This is a genomic window from Streptomyces sp. NPDC126499, from assembly GCF_040302485.1.
Taxonomy (GTDB): Bacteria; Actinomycetota; Actinomycetes; order Streptomycetales; family Streptomycetaceae; genus Streptomyces.
The window spans coordinates 14,667-32,517 of sequence record NZ_JBEOUO010000019.1 but is presented as its reverse complement, the minus strand read 5'-3'; the positions used below and the strand labels follow the sequence as shown (position 1 = coordinate 32,517).

Annotated in this window: 17 protein-coding genes; 5 read left to right on the top strand and 12 right to left on the bottom strand. The window is 72.8% G+C overall.

The window, feature by feature from the left end:
- Positions 1-81: 81 nt before the first annotated feature.
- The 5 genes from ABTZ91_RS25335 to ABTZ91_RS25315 form a co-directional block, all read right to left on the bottom strand.
- A complete protein-coding gene (locus ABTZ91_RS25335) occupies positions 82-2,697 on the bottom strand; it encodes a sensor histidine kinase KdpD (protein ID WP_352079535.1) in 2,616 nt (871 codons plus the stop codon).
- Positions 2,698-2,817: 120 nt separating this feature from the next.
- The gene (locus ABTZ91_RS25330; RefSeq protein ID WP_352079599.1) at positions 2,818-3,486 is read right to left on the bottom strand and encodes an ABC transporter ATP-binding protein; all 669 of its coding nucleotides are present in this window, start codon (positions 3,484-3,486) and stop codon (positions 2,818-2,820) included.
- Between the two features lie 349 nt (positions 3,487-3,835).
- The gene (locus tag ABTZ91_RS25325; protein ID WP_352079534.1) at positions 3,836-4,606 is read right to left on the bottom strand and encodes a DUF3710 domain-containing protein; all 771 of its coding nucleotides are present in this window, start codon (positions 4,604-4,606) and stop codon (positions 3,836-3,838) included.
- A gap of 1 nt (position 4,607) precedes the next feature.
- A complete protein-coding gene (dut, locus tag ABTZ91_RS25320; RefSeq protein WP_352079533.1) occupies positions 4,608-5,120 on the bottom strand; it encodes a dUTP diphosphatase in 513 nt (170 codons plus the stop codon).
- Positions 5,120-5,704, bottom strand: a complete 585-nt coding sequence (locus tag ABTZ91_RS25315) for a PaaI family thioesterase (protein WP_352079532.1) — start codon at positions 5,702-5,704, stop codon at positions 5,120-5,122. The genes dut and ABTZ91_RS25315 overlap by 1 nt, the downstream gene beginning before the upstream one ends.
- A 58-nt stretch (positions 5,705-5,762) precedes the next feature.
- Here ABTZ91_RS25315 and ABTZ91_RS25310 point away from each other — a divergent pair, with 58 nt between their 5' ends.
- Complete coding sequence (locus ABTZ91_RS25310) at positions 5,763-6,248, top strand: DUF3093 domain-containing protein (protein WP_352079531.1); 486 nt, start codon at positions 5,763-5,765, stop codon at positions 6,246-6,248.
- A gap of 31 nt (positions 6,249-6,279) precedes the next feature.
- Here ABTZ91_RS25310 and ABTZ91_RS25305 read toward each other — a convergent pair whose 3' ends face one another.
- The 4 genes from ABTZ91_RS25305 to ABTZ91_RS25290 all read right to left on the bottom strand — a co-directional run bounded on the left by ABTZ91_RS25305 (position 6,280) and on the right by ABTZ91_RS25290 (position 9,882).
- The gene (locus ABTZ91_RS25305) at positions 6,280-7,284 is read right to left on the bottom strand and encodes a hypothetical protein (RefSeq protein WP_352079530.1); all 1,005 of its coding nucleotides are present in this window, start codon (positions 7,282-7,284) and stop codon (positions 6,280-6,282) included.
- Positions 7,285-7,296: 12 nt separating this feature from the next.
- Entirely contained in the window at positions 7,297-7,593 is a 297-nt protein-coding gene (locus ABTZ91_RS25300; RefSeq protein WP_003955561.1) for a DUF4193 domain-containing protein, read from the bottom strand.
- 396 nt (positions 7,594-7,989) lie between these two features.
- On the bottom strand, positions 7,990-9,225 hold the full coding sequence (locus tag ABTZ91_RS25295) for a HAMP domain-containing sensor histidine kinase (RefSeq protein WP_352079529.1): 1,236 nt from the start codon (positions 9,223-9,225) through the stop codon (positions 7,990-7,992).
- A 3-nt stretch (positions 9,226-9,228) separates the two neighbouring features.
- Positions 9,229-9,882 (bottom strand): response regulator transcription factor, encoded by a 654-nt coding sequence (locus ABTZ91_RS25290; protein ID WP_352079528.1) that lies wholly within the window; start codon positions 9,880-9,882, stop codon positions 9,229-9,231.
- Between the two features lie 349 nt (positions 9,883-10,231).
- Between ABTZ91_RS25290 and ABTZ91_RS25285 the strand changes: the two genes are divergently transcribed.
- Positions 10,232-10,405: a hypothetical protein gene (locus ABTZ91_RS25285; protein WP_352079527.1), complete on the top strand. Its 174-nt coding sequence runs from the start codon at positions 10,232-10,234 to the stop codon at positions 10,403-10,405.
- A 76-nt stretch (positions 10,406-10,481) separates the two neighbouring features.
- Here ABTZ91_RS25285 and ABTZ91_RS25280 read toward each other — a convergent pair whose 3' ends face one another.
- On the bottom strand, positions 10,482-11,282 hold the full coding sequence (locus tag ABTZ91_RS25280; RefSeq protein WP_352079526.1) for an inositol monophosphatase family protein: 801 nt from the start codon (positions 11,280-11,282) through the stop codon (positions 10,482-10,484).
- 73 nt (positions 11,283-11,355) lie between these two features.
- A complete protein-coding gene (locus ABTZ91_RS25275) occupies positions 11,356-12,483 on the bottom strand; it encodes a ferrochelatase (protein ID WP_352079525.1) in 1,128 nt (375 codons plus the stop codon).
- 167 nt (positions 12,484-12,650) lie between these two features.
- Here ABTZ91_RS25275 and ABTZ91_RS25270 point away from each other — a divergent pair, with 167 nt between their 5' ends.
- Together ABTZ91_RS25270 and ABTZ91_RS25265 are read left to right on the top strand one after the other, a co-directional pair.
- The gene (locus tag ABTZ91_RS25270; protein WP_352079524.1) at positions 12,651-13,907 is read left to right on the top strand and encodes an MFS transporter; all 1,257 of its coding nucleotides are present in this window, start codon (positions 12,651-12,653) and stop codon (positions 13,905-13,907) included.
- Positions 13,852-15,186 (top strand): D-arabinono-1,4-lactone oxidase, encoded by a 1,335-nt coding sequence (locus tag ABTZ91_RS25265; protein ID WP_352079523.1) that lies wholly within the window; start codon positions 13,852-13,854, stop codon positions 15,184-15,186. The genes ABTZ91_RS25270 and ABTZ91_RS25265 overlap by 56 nt, the downstream gene beginning before the upstream one ends.
- A gap of 3 nt (positions 15,187-15,189) precedes the next feature.
- Here ABTZ91_RS25265 and ABTZ91_RS25260 read toward each other — a convergent pair whose 3' ends face one another.
- Complete coding sequence (locus tag ABTZ91_RS25260) at positions 15,190-16,116, bottom strand: hypothetical protein (RefSeq protein WP_352079522.1); 927 nt, start codon at positions 16,114-16,116, stop codon at positions 15,190-15,192.
- Between the two features lie 432 nt (positions 16,117-16,548).
- Between ABTZ91_RS25260 and sepH the strand changes: the two genes are divergently transcribed.
- Positions 16,549-17,604, top strand: coding sequence for a septation protein SepH (gene sepH, locus ABTZ91_RS25255; protein WP_352079521.1), 1,056 nt, complete (start codon positions 16,549-16,551; stop codon positions 17,602-17,604).
- Positions 17,605-17,851: the final 247 nt, after the last annotated feature.

Sequence of the window (17,851 nt, the reverse complement as noted above, 5' to 3'; positions counted from 1 at the left end):
CTTGTCGCCGGTACGGGGGTGGGGCGGGGTTACGGGGGTGGGCGGGGTTACGGGGGCGGGCGGGGGCCCGGCGGTACCGGGTCAGGTGACGGGGTGCGCCGTCCTGGCGTCGGTGCCGTCCGGCGGCCGGGCGGTGTCCTGAGGGCCCGGGGCCTGGGCGCCCGGGGCCTCGGCACGCGTGGCCCGGGCGGCGGTGTCCTGGCCGGCGGTGGGCAGGGTCAGCACCATCGTGAGCCCGCCGCCGGGGGTGTCCTCGGCGGTGATGGTGCCGCCCATGGCCTCGACGAAGCCGCGGGCGACCGCGAGGCCGAGGCCGACGCCCGAGCCGCGCGGGGCGTCGCCGAAGCGCTGGAACGGCTCGAAGATGCCGTCCTTGCCCGCGTCGGGGACCCCGGGGCCGCGGTCGGTCACCCGCAGTTCGAGGCGCCGGCCGAGGACGCTGGCGCCGACGACGACCGGGACGCCGTCGGGGCTGTACTTGACGGCGTTCTCGACGATGTTGGCGACGGCCCGCTCCAGGAGGCCGCGGTCGACGGCGACCATGGGCAGGGTCTCGGGGATGTCGAGCTCGACGCTGCCGTCGGGGACGCCGCCGAGGGCCATCGGCACGACCTCGTCGAGGTCGGTGGGGCGGATGAGCGGGGTGACGGTGCCGGTCTGGAGCCGGGACATGTCCAGGAGGTTCCCGACGAGGTGGTCGAGCCGGTCGGCGCCCTCCTCGATGCCTTCGAGGAGCAGGGCCCGGTCCTCGTCGGACCATTCGACGTCGTCGGAGCGCAGCGAGGAGACGGAGGCCTTGATACCGGCCAGCGGGGTGCGCAGGTCGTGGCTGACGGCGGCGAGCAGCGAGGTGCGGATCTTGTTGCCCTCGGCGAGTTTGCGGGCCTCCCCGGCCTCGTCGACGAGTCGCTGGCGGTCGAGGACGACGGCGGCCTGGGCGGCGAAGGCGCCGAGCACCCGGCGGTCCTCCGCGGGCAGCACCCGGCCGCTCAGGGCGAGCGCGAGATGGTCGCCGACGGGCATGTCGACGTCGGCGTCCTCGGGCCGGGCCACGGGCCTGGTGCCGACGCTCGCGGCACAGGTCCACGGCGCGACGTCGCCGGCCCGTTCCAGGAGGGCGACGGACTCCATCGAGAAGGTCTCCCGGACCCGTTCGAGGAGCGCCTCCAGGCTGGACTCGCCGCGCAGGACGCTGCCGGCGAGATGGGACAGGACCTCGGACTCGGCGCGCAGCCGGGCGGCCTGGTGGGTGCGGCGGGCGGCGAGGTCGACGACGGAGGCGACGGCGACGCCGACGCCGAAGAAGACGGCGATGGCGACGATGTTCTTGGGGTCGGCGATGGTCAGCCGGTGCAGGGGCGGGGTGAAGAACCAGTTCAGGAGCAGCGAGCCGAAGGCCGCCGACGCCAGGGCGGGGAGCAGTCCGCCGAGGAGGGCGGCGGCGACGGTCAGGGCGAGGAAGAGCAGCATGTCGTTGGCGAGGCCGAGGTCCGCGTCGACATGGGTGAACAGCAGGCTGAGCAGGACCGGTCCGCCGACGCCGACGGCCCAGCCCCAGGCGATCCGGGCGCGGCCGAGCCGGGCGCCGCGGGCGACGGGCAGACCGCGGCCCTTGGCCGCCTCCTCGTGGGTGACGATGTGGACGTCGAGGTCGGGACCGGAGTCGCGGGCGACGGTCTGGCCCACTCCGGGGCCGAGGACGTACTGCCAGGAGCGGCGGCGGCTGGAGCCGAGGACGATCTGGGTGGCGTTGACGCCGCGGGCGAATTCGAGGAGTGCGGAGGGCACGTCGTCGCCTATGACGTGGTGAAAGGTTCCGCCGAGGTCCTCCACGAGGGTGCGCTGGTCGGCGAGCTCCTTCGGGGAGGCGGCGGTGAGGCCGTCGCTGCGGGAGACGTAGACGGCGAGGACCTCGCCGCCCGCGCCCTTCTCGGCGAGCCGGGCGGCGCGCCGGATCAGGGTGCGGCCCTCGGGGCCGCCGGTGAGGCCGACGACGATCCGTTCCCGGGCCTGCCAGGTGGAGCGGATGTTGTGTTCGCCGCGGTACTGCCGCAGGTAGGCGTCGACCCGGTCGGCGGTCCACAGCAGCGCGAGCTCCCGCAGCGCCGTCAGGTTCCCGGGCCGGAAGTAGTTGGAGAGGGCGGCGTCGACCTTGTCGGGCTGGTAGATGTTGCCGTGGGCCATGCGGCGCCGCAGGGCCTGAGGCGACATGTCGACGAGTTCGATCTGGTCGGCGCGGCGGACGATCTCGTCGGGGACGGTCTCCCGCTGCCGTACGCCCGTGATCGACTCGACCACGTCGCCGAGGGACTCCAGGTGCTGGATGTTGACGGTGGATATGACGTCTATCCCGGCGGCCAGGAGCTCCTCGACGTCCTGCCAGCGCTTGGCGTTGCGCGAGCCGGGGACGTTGGTGTGGGCGAGCTCGTCGACGAGGGCGACGGCGGGCCGGCGGGCGAGGACGGCGTCGACGTCCATCTCGGGGAAGGTGGTGCCCCGGTACGCGATGTCCTTGCGCGGCACCGTCTCCAGGCCGTGCAGCATCACCTCCGTACGCGGCCGGCCGTGGTGCTCCACGAACGCCACCACGCAGTCCGTACCGCGCTCGACCCGCCGGTGCCCCTCGGAGAGCATGGCGTACGTCTTGCCGACGCCCGGCGCCGCGCCGAGGTAGATCCGAAGTGTGCCGCGTGCCATGGCTCGACCTTACGTCCAGCGAAACGGACATTCGGCGCGGGTGTGGGCGTCCGGGGTCGTCTTGACGTGATCCTGATGGCCCGAACCCGCCCGGCTCGGACGGCACGCCCCAGGAGGTGTCTAGTGCTCGATGATCTCGCCGTCGCGCAGCTCCAGCACCCGGTCGGCGAGGCCGAGGAGCTGGTGGTCGTGGGTGGCGACCAGGGCCGTGCAGCCCTCGCTGCGGACCACGGCCCGCAGCAGCTCCATGACCGCGAGGCCGGTCTCGGCGTCGAGCTGGCCGGTGGGCTCGTCGGCTATCAGCAGCGCGGGCCGGTTGGCGAGGGCGCGGGCGATGGCGACCCGCTGCTGCTGGCCGCCGGAGAGCTCGCCGGGGCGCTGGGCCGCGTGGTCGGCGAGCCCGACGAGGGCGAGCAGCAGGGCGACCCGTTCGTCGCGCTCCTTCGGGTCGGTCCTGCGCAGTCGCATGGGCACGCCCACGTTCTCGGCGGCGGTGAGGATGGGGATGAGCCCGAAGGACTGGAAGATGAAGCCGATGCGGTCGCGGCGCAGCTCCAGGAGGCCGTCCTCGCCCAGCTCGGCGAGGTCGGTGCCGTCGATGACGACCCGGCCCCGGTCGGCGGTGTCGAGGCCGCCGACGAGGTTGAGCAGGGTGGTCTTGCCGGAGCCCGAGCGGCCCTTGAGGGCGACCAGTTCGCCGCGGGCGATGTCGAAGGAGACCCCGCGCAGGGCGTGGACGGCGGCGGCCCCCGTCCCGTACGAACGGTGCAGGTCCTCGACCCGGACCATCGGCGCGCCGGCCGGGTCGTCGATCACGGCCGTGCCGGTCCGCGCGTTGCTCTCACTCACCGTGTACCCCCCTGGTGCGAACGTGTGCGCCGTCAGTATGGGCCGACCGCGGCGGCCGGTGCCAGGCCTGTGGATAACCCGGACGGCCCGTCCAGGGGTCTCGTCGGCGCTCCGGGCGCCTGCTGTGGAAAAGCCCGGTGGGCCGCTCCCCCGCCCGCTCCGTACCGGGGTACGGGTGGAGGGAAGCGGCCCACCGGGCGTCGCTCGTGCGGTCGGCCCGCGCCGACGAGTCCGGACGGTGTCCGGGCCGGACGGTGTCCAGGGCGGACGGTGTCCGGGCCGGCCGGTGTCAGCGGATCTCGGAGATCTCCGGTCCGCGCTGCAGCTGGCCCATGCCGCCGGAGAAGCGGGAGCCCGCCTGCTCCTCCTGCTGCACGCCGTCCGGCACCATCTGGGCGTCGTTGGGCAGCTTGAGGACGATCGGGTCGCGCGGGGCCATCGGGCCCTCGCCGCGGACGACCACAGTGTCCCGGAAGATCTGCTCCAGGAGGCCGGCGGCCTCGGGCTGCACCGCGCCCTGGCCGGAGATCACGCCGCGCAGGAACCAGCGCGGGCCGTCGACGCCGACGAAGCGCACCAGCTGCACGCCACGGTTGCCGTCCGGCAGCTGCACGGGCACCTGGGCCCGCAGCTCCCAGCCCAGCGGACCCTCGACCTCTTCGATGGCGCCGCCCTGCTGGGTGATGCCGCTCGCGATCTCGTCGCGGACCTCGCCCCAGATGCCTTCCTTCTTCGGCGCGGCGAAGGCCTGGAGCTGCACGGCGCTGTCGCGCAGCACGACGGTGGCCGCGACGATCGCGTCGCCGGCCACCTCCACCCGCAGCTCCATGCCCTCGACCCCGGGCACGAAGAGGCCGCCGAGGTCGACCCGGCCCTCTTCGGGCTTGCTGACCTCGGAGATGTCCCAGGGACCGTCGGGCCGGGGCGCCGGCGGAAGGTTCACCCGGCGCGACCCCTCGGCCGTCCCGGCCGCGTCTTCGGAGTCCACCGCCTCGACGACCTGCTCGGCATCGACCGCTGCGTCCGCAGCGGCACCGCTCTTCTTGCGACGTCCGAACACGTCACTGTCCTTCCCGGTCGGATACGACCGAAGCGTATCGATTCCCACCCGTAGTGCCGTCCACGGCGGCATGACCGCCGGTGGACCCGAAGCCCCCCTCGGCCCGCGCGGAGCCGGGAAGCTCCGCCACCTCGTGGAAGCGCACCTTCTCGACCTGCTGGACGACCAGCTGGGCGATCCGGTCGAACCGTTCGAACCGCACGCTCTCGCGCGGGTCCAGGTTGACCACGATCACCTTGATCTCTCCACGGTACCCGGCATCGACCGTCCCCGGGGCATTCACGAGCGCGACGCCGCAGCGGGCCGCCAGACCGGAGCGCGGGTGCACGAAGGCGGCGTAGCCGTCGGGCAGGGCGATGGAGACGCCGGTGGGCAGGACGGCCCGCTCCCCCGGGGCGAGCACGGCGGCCTCGGTGGTCACCAGATCGGCGCCGGCGTCACCGGGGTGGCCATAGGCCGGGATCGGCACCTCCGGGTCCAGGCGGCGGATGAGTACGTCGACGGGATTGCGCATCAGGGGTTCACCTCGAAGGCGCGGGCGCGCCTGACCTGGTCGGGGTCGGACATGGCGGCCCGGATCTCCTCCGGGCGGCCGTTGTCGATGAAGTGGTCGACCTTGACCTCGATGAAGAGGGCGTCGGCGCGGACGGCGACGGGGCCTTGGGGCCCGCCGATCCGGCCGACGGCGGTCGAGAAGATCTTGCGGCCGTGTACGGCGGTGACCTCGGCCTGGAGGTGGAGCAGGGTGCCGACCGGGACGGGCCGCACGAAGTCGGTCTCCAGGCGTCCGGTCACGGCGATCACCCGCAGCAGCCAGTTCAGGGAGCCGAGGGTCTCGTCGAGCGCGGTGGCGAGCACGCCGCCGTGCGCGAGACCGGGGGCGCCCTGGTGGTCGGGGGTCACGGTGAACTCGGCGGTGACGGTCACGCCCTCGCCCGCCCGCGCCTCCAGGTGCAGCCCGTGGGGCTGCCCGCCGCCGCACCCGAAGCAGTACTCGTAGTGCGCGCCGAGCAGCTCGCCGGGGGCGGGCGCGTCGGCGTGGCGTACCGGCGGTATGGCGTCGGCCGGCGGTGTGAGAGCGGCAGATGTTCCAGTCACAGGCGCAGACCTTACCCGCGCGGCCGGGCGCGGGTCGCGCCGTGCCAAGCTTGGACGCATGCAGCAGCCTTCCGTGCCCCCGACCGCGCCGAGCTTCGACGAACGCCTGACCGCGCCTCGCTCCTGGTGGGTGATCGTGGTGCTCCTCGGCCTGTCCGGCGGGTTGATCATGTTCCCGCTGGGGACGGTGCCGACGTTCGTGGGTCTGATCGCGGCCGGGGCGCTCGCGGCGGTGGCGGTCTCCTCGTACGGCTCCGCCCGGATCCGGGTGGTGGCGGGTTCGCTCGTCGCGGCGGACGCGCGGATTCCGGTCGCGGCGCTCGGTGCGCCCGAGGCCCTGGACGCCGAGGAGGCGCGGGCCTGGCGCACGTACAAGGCCGATCCGCGTGCCTTCATGGTGATGCGCAGCTATGTGCCGACGGCCGTACGGGTCGAGGTGACGGACCCGGCGGACCCGACCCCGTACGTCTACCTCTCCACCCGGGACCCCGAGGCACTCGTGGCGGCCCTCCAGGCGGCCCGCAGCGACGCTCCGGCGGCCTAGGGCCTCGGCGCCCGGTGGGGCGGCCCGGAGCCTAGAAGTCGATCTCCTTGGGGTTCTCCGGCCGCTCCAGCGGGGGCTGGGCCGGGAGGGCGTCCCAGGGGATCTGACGGGCGCGCAGGTCCGTGCGGACGTGCGCGGCGAGTTTCTTGGTGTCGCGCCGGTTCATGACGGCGCCGACGGCCGCGCCCACCATGAACGGGGTGAGGTTCGGCAGGTTGCGCACCATGCGCTTCATGATCTGCTGGCGCAGTTCGCGCTTGAGCTGTCCGCCGAGGGCCGCGTTGACGGTGGTGGGCTTGGTGGGGTCGATGCCGCGCTCCTCGGCCCAGGAGGTCAGGTAGGCGGCCGAGCGCTGGGTGAGGGTGCCGGGCGGCCGCAGGCCGTAGACCTCGTGCAGTTCGGCGATGAGTTTCAGCTCGATGGCGGCGACGCCGGTGATCTCCGCGGCCAGTTCGGCCGGCATCGCGGGCGGTACGGGCAGCATGGCGGCGGCTCCGATGCCGGCGCCGACGGTGGCGCTGGCGTTGGCCGCGCCGTTGATCAGCTTGTCGGCGAGCTGCTCGGGGCCGAGGCCGGGGAACTGCCGGCGCAGGGTGTCGAGGTCCCGTACGGGGACGCGCGGGGCGATCTCGATGACGCGGTCGGCGAGATAGCCGAGGCCCGCCTTGGCGCCCTGACCGCCGCGTTTGACTCCGCGGCGTACGGCTTCGACGCGGGCGCGGTCGAGCTTCACGCGGTCGAGCCGGGCGCGCGCGGGGTCGGCCACGCGCCGCAGGACGCCTCCCTTGGGGCGGTCGCCCCCGGGGCCTGCGTCCCGGTCCGGGTCGGGCCGGTGGTCGGCCTGGTGCGGCGCTGCTTCGAGCGAGGCCGCGTGGCCTCGCTCGTCGTCACGTGCGCCAGGGGTGGGCAGGGGGGCGGAGTGCTCGGCGGAGGAGGTGTCATGACCGCCCTCTGCCGGGCCCGAGCCGCCCTTGTTCGCCTCCGGCCTCCCGGGGAGCCGGAGCCGCCGCTTCCAAGACGGTGTGTCGCCTGCCACGGCCGCTCGATCTCAGTCGCAGTCGCGGCAGATCGGCTGGCCGTTCTTCTCCCGGGCCAGCTGACTGCGGTGGTGCACGAGGAAGCAGCTCATGCAGGTGAACTCGTCGGCCTGCTTGGGCAGGACCCGGACGGCGAGCTCCTCGTTCGAGAGATCGGCGCCCGGAAGCTCCAGGCCCTCGGCGGCCTCGAACTCGTCGACGTCGACGGTCGAGGTCGACTTGTCGTTCCGGCGGGCCTTCAGTTCTTCAAGGCTGTCCGAGTCGACGTCGTCGTCGGTCTTGCGTGGGGTGTCGTAATCCGTTGCCATGTCGCTCTCCCCCTCTGGGTGGTTTGCGGTGTCTCCAGCGCACGTAACGCGTGAGAGGCCGGACTTGTGCCCGACCCGAGGCGGAGATTTTGCCTCACATCAAGGTCTGTTACTCAATCGACACCCAATCCGCCCTCTCATGAGTGAGCGGCTTTGGGTGGCGAACCGGACCGTACACGGTCCGTCGGTCGTCCCTCTCAGGCGCCACCCCGTGTACTTCCCGCCATTCGGACCCCCGGAAACCCGGACTTTTCAGGGTTTTCCGAGGGAATTCGCGATCACGGAGAGTGGAGGGACGGACACCCATTCCTGTGATCGATCACACAGGAGCGTCTCGGGAATGGGGACCGGAAATTCCGCGCAAAGCGAACAAATCCGGTCGGCTCGTGTAGTGTGTCAGATCGGCAGAGTGACACGCATCACGAGGCCGCCGCCCTCGCGGGGCTCCGCGATGATACGGCCCCCGTGAGCACGCGCGACGGAGCGCGCGATCGACAGGCCGAGGCCGACCCCCTTGTCGCTGCCCGTGCGCTCCTGCCGGAGGCGCCGGAATGGCTCGAAAAGGTTGTCGATCTCGTAGGCGGGGACCACAGGTCCCGTGTTGGAGACCTCCAGGACCGCCTGACCGTTGCCGGTCGTGGTGGTGACCTCCACCCAGCCGCCCTCCGGGACGTTGTACCGGACGGCGTTCTGCACCAGGTTCAGCGCGATCCTCTCCAGCAGCACGCCGTTGCCCTGGACCACGGCCGGCGCCCGCTCGCCGCGGAACTCCACGCCCTTGGCCTCGGCCTCGGCGTGCACCTGGTCCATGGCGCGGGAGGCGACCTCCGCGAGGTCGACCGACTTGCGCTCGACGATCTCGTTGTCGCTGCGGGCCAGCAGCAGCAGGCCCTCGACCAGCTGCTCGCTGCGCTCGTTGGTGGCCAGCAGCGTCTTTCCGAGCTGCTGGAGCTCCACCGGCGCCTCCGGGTCGGAGAGCTGGACCTCCAGGAGGGTGCGGTTGATGGCGAGCGGGGTGCGCAGCTCGTGCGAGGCGTTGGCGACGAAGCGCTGCTGGGCGCTGAAGGCCCGCTCCAGGCGCTCCAGCATCTCGTCGAAGGTGTCGGCGAGCTCCTTGAGCTCGTCGTCGGGGCCGTCCAGCTCGATCCGCCGGGACAGATCGGATCCGGCCACCTGACGGGCGGTCCGGGTGATCCGGCCGAGCGGGGAGAGCACCCGGCCCGCCATCGCGTATCCGAAGGCGAAGGCGATGATGCTGAGGCCGAGCAGGGCGAACAGGGAGCGGCGCAGCAGGTCGTCCAGGGCCAGGTCGCTCTGGTGGCGCATGCACATGGTGACCGCGTTGTTGAGCATCTCGCCGGTGGACTTCTCCGGCAGCTGACACCAGTCGCTGGTCGGCTGGACGGTGCCGGTGACCACCCTGAAGGGCAGCTCCGAGGTGCTGTCGCGCAGGGCCTGCGCGGTGAACAGGTAGATGATCGCGAGCAGCAGGATGCCGGCGATCAGGAACATCCCGCCGTACAGCAGGGTGAGCCTTATCCGGATGGTCGGCCGCAGCAGCGGGCGGACCGGGTCCCTGGGGTCCCAGGTCGGTTTCGGGGGCGCGTTGACGGGCGCCGGGGAGTGCGGCATCGGTCAGATCCGGTATCCCGAACCGGGGACCGTGACGATGACCGGGGGCTCGCCCAGCTTGCGGCGCAGCGTCATGACGGTGACGCGCACGACGTTGGTGAACGGGTCGGTGTTCTCGTCCCAGGCCTTCTCCAGGAGCTGCTCCGCCGAGACGACGGCACCCTCGCTGCGCATCAGGACCTCCAGGACCGCGAACTCCTTGGGCGCCAGCTGGACCTCCTTGCCGTCGCGGAAGACCTCGCGGCGGTTGGGGTCGAGCTTGATGCCGGCGCGCTCCAGGACGGGCGGGAGCGGGACGGTGGTGCGGCGGCCGAGGGCGCGGACGCGGGCGGTGAGCTCGCTGAAGGCGAAGGGCTTGGGGAGGTAGTCGTCCGCGCCGAGCTCCAAGCCCTCCACGCGGTCGCTGACGTCTCCGGAGGCGGTGAGCATCAGGACGCGGGTGGGCATGCCGAGCTCGACGATCCTGCGGCAGACGTCGTCGCCGTGGACCAGGGGGAGGTCGCGGTCGAGGACCACGACGTCGTAGTCGTTGACCCCGACGCGCTCCAGGGCCGCGGCGCCGTCGTACACGACGTCGACCGCCATGGCCTCCCGGCGCAGGCCGGTGGCCACCGCATCCGCGAGCAGCTGCTCGTCCTCGACGACGAGTACGCGCACGTGTCTCAGTCCTTTCCTGGGCCCTGGTCCTGGACGCGGACGGGCGGTTTCACGCACTGACTGTGCGTGTCCATCCTGCCCCGAACGCGCGTAAACCGGCTGTAAGGCGGCGGTGCGGGGGCCGGCGGGGCCCAGGGCCCGCAGCGGCCGTGCGGAAGAGTCGGCCTGATTCGCGCCCCGGTCGAGGTTTCTCCGAGGAAGGGCTTGGGGAGGACGACTGCACACCCCGCGATCACGCCCTGTAGGTGGCGCACCACCTACCGCTCTCTGTCCCCCAGAGGTAGCAGTGTGTGATCCACCCACCCTCGGCACACCCCCGTGCCACCGACCCACGACGAGGGGGCGCACGATGGACGCTTTCACCGCAGGGCTGCTGCACCGGATCAAGACCACGCAGTCCGACCTCACGCGCGCTCGTGAGACGGGCGACGACTTCCTCGCGGAGGTCGAGCAGGCCGAGCTCGACGACCTGCACCGCCTGGCCGCCGAACACGGCGTGGAGGTCGGCGCGTCCTGCGCCTGACCCCATCGACACGGGCGGGCCCCCGGAGTCCTCGGCTCCGGGGGCCCGCCCATGTCCGTCCGGGACGCCTACGGCGTCAGTCGTGCCAGGCCCCGGACTCCTCCAGGAACTCCTGCAACACCCCGAACAGCCCCTCCGACGCCGCGAGCGCCAGCTCGCCCGAGGGCGGCTCGCCGGGGCGCCCGCCCGTCAGGGCTCCCGCCTCGCGGGCGATCAGGTCGCCGGCGGCGAGGTCCCACGGGTTGAGGCCGCGTTCGTAGTAGGCGTCGAGGCGGCCGGCGGCGACGTCGCAGAGGTCGATGGCGGCGGAGCCGCCGCGGCGGATGTCGCGGACGCGCGGGATGAGGCGCTGGGCGATGTCGGCCTGGTGGGCGCGCCGGGTCTGGACGTAGCCGAAGCCGGTGGCGACCAGGGCCTGGTCGAGCGCCGGGGAGGGGCGGGCGGCCAGGCGGCGGTCGCCGAGCCACGCGCCGCCGCCGAGGACCGCGTGGAAGGTCTCCCCGCGCTGCGGGACCTCGACGACGCCGACGACCCTCTCGCCGTCCCGTTCGGCGGCGATGGAGATGGCCCAGGTCGGCAGCCCGTAGAGGTAGTTCACGGTGCCGTCCAGCGGGTCGATGACCCAGCGGATCCCACTGGTGCCGGCGCTGGAGGCGCCCTCCTCGCCGAGGAAGCCGTCCTGGGGCCGGTGCTCGGCGAGGAAGCCGGTGATCAGCTTCTCGGCGGCGATGTCCATCTCGGTGACCACGTCGATGGCGCTGGACTTGGTGTCGGCCACGGCCAGGTCGTCGGGTCGCCCGTCGCGCAGCAGCGCTCCGGCCCGGCGCCCGGCCTCCAGGGCCAGGTCGAGGAGTTCGGGCAGCAGGGGATCGGTCACGGGGCGGTCTCCTTACGCGTACGGGCTGTCGCTGGGCATGATCGACCGGTGCGACTCCATGATCGCGGTCTCCTCACGCGTACGGGCTGTCGGCTCCGGCCGCCGCCGGCCGCTCGGCCCGGGCGGGGCAGCAGCCGATCGGGCAGAGGTCGTGGGAGGGGCCGAGCGCGCCGAGGGCGCAGCGCTCGACGCGCTGCCCGCGCTCGGTGGCCGCCCGCTCCAGGACGAGCTCACGGACGGCCGCGGCGAACCGCGGGTCGGCCCCGACGGTGGCCGAACGCCGCACCGGGAGCCCGAGCTCGGCGGCCTTCGCGGTGGCCTCGGTGTCGAGGTCGTACAGGACCTCCATGTGGTCCGAGACGAAGCCGATCGGCACCATGACGACGGCCGGGGCGCCGGCGCCGTGCAGCTCCTCCAGGTGGTCGCAGATGTCCGGCTCCAGCCACGGGATGTGCGGGGCGCCGCTGCGGGACTGGTAGACGAGCTGCCAGGGGTGCTCGACTCCGGTCTCCTCGCGGACCGCGTCGACGATCAGCCGGGCGACGTCGAGGTGCTGCTTCACATAGGCGCCGCCGTCGCCGTGCTCGGTGACGGGGCCCGAGGTGTCGGCGGCGGAGTCCGGGATGGAGTGGGTGGTGAAGGCGAGGTGGGCGCCGGCCCGCACGGACTCGTCGAGCTCGGCGAGCGAGGCGAGCACGCCCTCGACCATGGGCCGGACGAAGCCGGGGTGGTTGAAGTAGTGCCGGAGCTTGTCGACGCGGGGCAGCGGCAGCCCTTCCGCCTCCAGCTCGGCGAGGGAGTCGGCGAGGTTCTCGCGGTACTGGCGGCAGCCGGAGTAGGAGGCGTAGGCGCTGGTGGCGAGCACGGCGATGTGGCGCCGGCCGTCGGTGACCATCTCGCGCAGCGTGTCGGTGAGGTACGGCGCCCAGTTCCGGTTGCCCCAGTAGACCGGCAGGTCGAGGCCGGCCGCGGCGAAGTCGGCGCGCAGGGCGTCGAGGAGTGCGCGATTCTGGTCGTTGATGGGGCTGACGCCGCCGAAGAGGAAGTAGTGCCGGCCCACCTCCTTCAGCCGTTCCTTGGGGATGCCTCGGCCGCGGGTCACGTTCTCCAGGAACGGGACCACGTCGTCCGGGCCCTCGGGGCCGCCGAAGGAGAGCAGCAGCAGCGCGTCGTACGGGGCGGGATCGAGCTCGTCGGACATGGCACCGATCCTCCCACCCTCCCCCGGTGCGCGGCGGACAGGCCCCTCGGGAGGCCCTGGGCGGACCCCGGGCCGGCCCCGGCCGAAAAAGAGAGTGACCGATTCAGTTCAAAGCCGTAGGCTTTAGCTATTAATTACACGTGTTGAGCGGAAGCCCGGAGATCATCTTGCCCAGTCCCTACCGCGCGATCTTCGCAGCCCCCGGCACCAGATCCTTCTCCGTGGCCGGCTTCCTCGGCCGGATGCCGCTGTCCATGATGGGCATCGGCATCGTGACCATGATCTCGCAGGTCACCGGGCGGTACGGCCTCGCGGGCGCGCTCTCCGCGACGCTCGCGATGTCCGCGGCGGTGCTCGGCCCCCAGATCTCCCGCCTGGTGGACCGCTACGGCCAGCGGCGGGTGCTGCGCCCGGCGACCGTGGTCGCGCTGGTGGCGGCCGCGGGGCTGCTGCTCTGCGTCCAGTTCGAGGCCGCCGACTGGACGCTGTTCGTGTTCACGGCCTTCATCGGCTGCGTCCCGAGCGTCGGCGCGATGACCCGGGCCCGGTGGGCCGACATCTACCGGGGCGAGGCCCAGCGGCTGCACACCGCGTACTCCTGGGAGTCGATCGTCGACGAGGTGTGCTTCATCTTCGGACCGATCATCTCCATCGGCCTGTCGACCATCTGGTTCCCCGAGGCCGGCCCGCTGCTCGCCGGCGTCTTCCTCGCCATCGGCGTCTTCTGGCTGACCGCCCAGCGCGCCACCGAACCGGCCCCGCACCCCCACGAGGAGCACTCCGGCGGCTCCGCCCTCCGCTCCCCCGGCCTCCAGGTGCTCGCGCTCGCCTTCGTCGCCACGGGCGCCATCTTCGGCTCGGTGGACGTCGTGACGGTCGCGTTCGCCGAGGAGCAGGGCCACAAGGCCGCGGCAAGTCTGGTTCTGGCCGTCTACGCGCTCGGCTCCTGCCTCGCGGGCGCCGTCTTCGGGCTGCTCCACGTCAAGGGCGAGCCGTCCCTACGGTGGCTCGTGGGCGTCTGCGCGATGGCCGTGAGTATGATCCCCCTCCTACTGGCCGGGAACCTGCCGTTGCTGGCCGTGGCGCTCTTTGTCGCGGGCCTGTCCATCGCGCCGACGATGGTGACCACCATGGCCCTCGTCGAAGCGCACGTACCGCGCACCAAGCTGACCGAGGGCATGACCTGGACAGGGACCGGGCTCGCCATCGGTGTGGCGCTCGGCTCCTCGGCCGCCGGCTGGGTGGTCGACGCGTCCGGGGCGGAGGCGGCGTACGTGGTGCCCGTGGTCTCGGGCGCGCTCGCGGTCGTGGTGGCGCTCCTGGGCTATCGCCGGCTGCGCGAGCCGGCGCCGACGCGGGAGGGGCAGCGTGACGAGGACACAGCGGTCGGGGAACGGCTCGACGGCGAACAGCACGTGGCGTAACTGGGCGGGGAACGTCACCTCCCGCCCGGTACGGGAGGTGAGTCCGGCCTGCGCCGAGGAGCTCGCCGACGCCGTGCGGAAGGCCGCCGAGGACGGGCTGCGGGTGAAGACGGTCGGCACCGGCCACTCCTTCACCTCGATCGCCGCCACCGACGGCGTGCTGATCCGGCCCGGCCTGCTCACCGGCATACGCCGGATCGACCGCGAGGCGATGACCGTGACCGTGGAGTCCGGCACGCCGCTGAAGCGGCTCAACGTGGCCCTGGCCCGGGAGGGCCTGTCGCTCACGAACATGGGCGACATCATGGAGCAGACGGTCGCGGGGGCGACCTCGACCGGCACCCACGGCACCGGACGCGAGTCGGCGTCCCTCGCGGCGCAGATCGTCGGGCTCGAACTGGTCACCGCGGACGGCCGCCTGATGACCTGCTCGGCCGAGGAGAACCCCGAGGTCTTCGCCGCGGCCCGGGTCGGCCTCGGAGCGCTCGGCATCGTCACGGCCCTCACCTTCGCCGTCGAGCCGGTCTTCCTGCTCACCGCGCGCGAGGAGCCCATGACCTTCGACCGGGTGACCTCGGAGTTCGACGCGCTGCACGCGGAGAACGAGCACTTCGAGTTCTACTGGTTCCCCCACACCGACAACTGCAACACCAAGCGCAACAACCGCAGCGCCGGCCCCGCCGCGCCGCCCGGACGCGTGAGCGGCTGGGTCGAGGACGAGCTGCTCTCCAACGGGATCTTCCAGGTCGCCTGCGCGGTGGGGCGCGCGGTGCCGCCGCTCGTCCCGTCGATCGCCAAGGTCTCCAGCCGGGCCCTGTCGGCCCGTACGTACACGGACATCCCGTACAAGGTGTTCACCTCGCCGCGCCGGGTGCGCTTCCTGGAGATGGAGTACGCGCTGCCGCGTGAGGCGGCGGTCCCGGCGCTGCGCGAGCTGAAGGCGATGCTCGAACGCTCGCCGCTGAAGGTGAGCTTCCCGGTGGAGGTGCGCACGGCACCGGCGGACGACATCACGCTGTCCACGGCCTCGGACCGGGAGTCGGCCTACATCGCCGTGCACCTGTACAAGGGCACGCCGTATCGCGGCTACTTCACCGCGGTGGAGCGCATCATGACCGCGCACGGCGGCCGGCCGCACTGGGGGAAGATCCACACCCGGGACGCCGCCTACTTCGAGAAGGTCTATCCGCGCTTCGCCGAGTTCACGGCGCTGCGCGACCGCCTCGACCCGGACCGGCGCTTCGCCAACGACTATCTGCGCCGGGTGCTCGGCGACTGACGGTCACTCGGCCGCCGCCCCCCGGGAGCCCTCGGGGGTGGCGGCGGGCGGGGCCGCCGGAGAGGTGGTGCCGCCGCCGTCGGTGGGCTCGGTGGAACCGGACGGCGTGGGCGTCGGGGTGGGGGTGGGCTTCGGAGTCGGAGCGGTGCCCGGGGTGGCCGAACCGGTGCCGGGGGTGGTGCCCGGAGACGGGACGTCCCCGCCGCCGGTCCGCTCTCCCTGGTCCCCACGGTCCCTCTGGCCCCCCTGCCCGGTGCCGGCGCTCGGCGTCGCGGCGGGCGTGCCGCCGCCGGCCGGCCGCTCCTCGTCCCTGCCGCCGCCGTCGCCCCCGTCGCCCTGACCGCTGACCACGGAGCCGAAGGTCGTGGTCCCCCTGGTGCCGCCGAGGTCCTGACCGGAGGTCAGCTCGTACGCGGTGATGCCGCCCATCGCGAGGAGGAAGACCACGGCGGCGCCGACGGCGGGGCGCTTCCAGCCCCGGACCCGGGTGCCGTGGGTGGTGGGTTCGCCGAACTCCCCGCTGAACTCGCTGCCCCCGCCGGACCTCCCGCTGCCCTCCCTGCCGGTCGCGCTCCCGTACGGCCCGGGGGCCTGCCGCCCCTTCGGCAGGGCGACCTTGACCACGCGCACCTGCTCGCCGGTGCGCTTGAGGAGGTGCTGGAGGACCGGACCGCCGCAGGTGGCGATGACGCTGATCACACCGGCGCCGACGATGGTGCCGTAGACGCCGAGCGTGGAGGCGAGTTTGGCGGCGATGACGGCCGCGAGGGCGCTGCCCGCCACCTGAGGCACGCTCAGGTCGAACCGCTTCCCCTCCGCCTTCTCCGCCGTGCCCGCCTTCTCCGTCGCGCCCGCCTGCCCCGTCGCCCCTGTCGTCTCCGTCGTCTCCGCCGTTTCCGTGTGACGCATCTCCGGCCCCTGCTTGTTCATCTGTTCCACCATGCACCCACAAGGGACAAATGGGCGAAGGGATTAGTTCCGTTTCTGGTGGTTCTGTGAAGAGCGACACGCGTCACCCGAACGACGGAGACTCAACTCCCGTACACCCCGAGAAGTTGGGCGGCGCGCCTGTCCACCCAGGTGGCCCGAATGGAGTACTGTGGCGAACCCTGGGTCCGGATTCCCTCACGGGTGTCCGGAATCGACGGAAGGGGGCCGAAGGTGGCACTCGAACCGGCGGCGCCGCGGCACCGCACGGACTCCCGCGACACAGCGTGACGGCCTGTCACTCTGCGTCGCAAATGGGTAACCGTGCCATAACGGCGTTCCAGGGTCCAGGCCCGACACGCCGGGCAACTCGGCAGGGTTGTGGCAGGCTGCACCCGGGCAGGCCACACTCGACTAGCGGAAGCAGCGACGCACGTGACGTCGGCAGGCACCACCCGGGAGGTTCCCATGCCCGAACTGCGTGTCGTGGCCGTCTCGAACGACGGCACACGACTGGTGCTGAAGGCTGCTGACAGCACGGAGTACACGCTTCCGATCGACGAGCGGCTGCGCGCCGCCGTGCGCAACGACCGGGCGCGGCTCGGCCAGATCGAGATCGAGGTGGAGAGCCACCTCCGTCCCCGCGACATCCAGGCCCGGATACGTGCCGGTGCCTCCGCGGAGGAGGTCGCCCAGCTCGCCGGCATCCCCGTCGACCGCGTCCGGCGCTTCGAGGGCCCGGTGCTCGCCGAGCGCGCCTTCATGGCGGAGCGGGCCCGCAAGACCCCCGTACGACGGCCCGGCGAGAACACCGGACCCCAGCTCGGCGAGGCGGTGCAGGAGCGGCTGCTGCTGCGCGGCGCCGAGAAGGACACCGTGCAGTGGGACTCCTGGCGCCGTGACGACGGCACCTGGGAGGTCCTCCTCGTCTACCGGGTGGCCGGTGAAGTCCATACGGCCAGCTGGACGTACGACCCGCCGCGGCGGCTCGTCCAGGCCGTCGACGACGAGGCGCGCGCGCTGATCGGCGAGACCGACGACACGCTCGCCGCGGTGCCGGAGCCGAGCTTCCCGTTCGTCCCGCGCATCGCCCGGCTGCCCCGCGACCGGCCGCTGGACCGCGCGCTCGACCGCCAGATGGAGCGGACACCCGCCCCGACGGCCGAGCCCGAGGAGGAGCGCGACTCCCTGACCAGCCTCCTGGAGGCCGTGCCGAGCTTCCGCGGCGACCTGGTGGTGACCGAACCGACCGACACGGAGCCCTCCGACGAGGTCGAGGCGGAGGAGCCGCCGGCCCCGGCCGCCTCCGCGGGCGCCGGCTCGGCCTACGCCGACGTCCTCATGCCGCGCGCCGTCTCCGGCCACCGCGACCGTCTCCACGGCGCCACCGACCGCCAGGCCGAGGCGGACGGCGTCCGTCCGGGGCGCCGCGCCGCGGTCCCCAGCTGGGACGAGATCGTCTTCGGCACCCGGCGCAAGAAGCAGGAGTGACGTCCCGTACGTCGTCGGAAGGGCCCGCGCCACACCGGCGCGGGCCCTTTCACGTACGGCCCGGAGTCGAGGGCCCGTGGGTCTTGCCCGGGCCCGTCCTCGTACGGCGAGGAGCGAGGGCTCCGGTGGGACTTACCCGGAGCCATCCGCGTGCTGGCGTACGCGCGCATACACGGGTGTACACGGCGTACGGCCAGGGTCGAGGCCGGCACCCGCTTGCCGGGCCGGAGCGGGCCTTCGAGGCGGG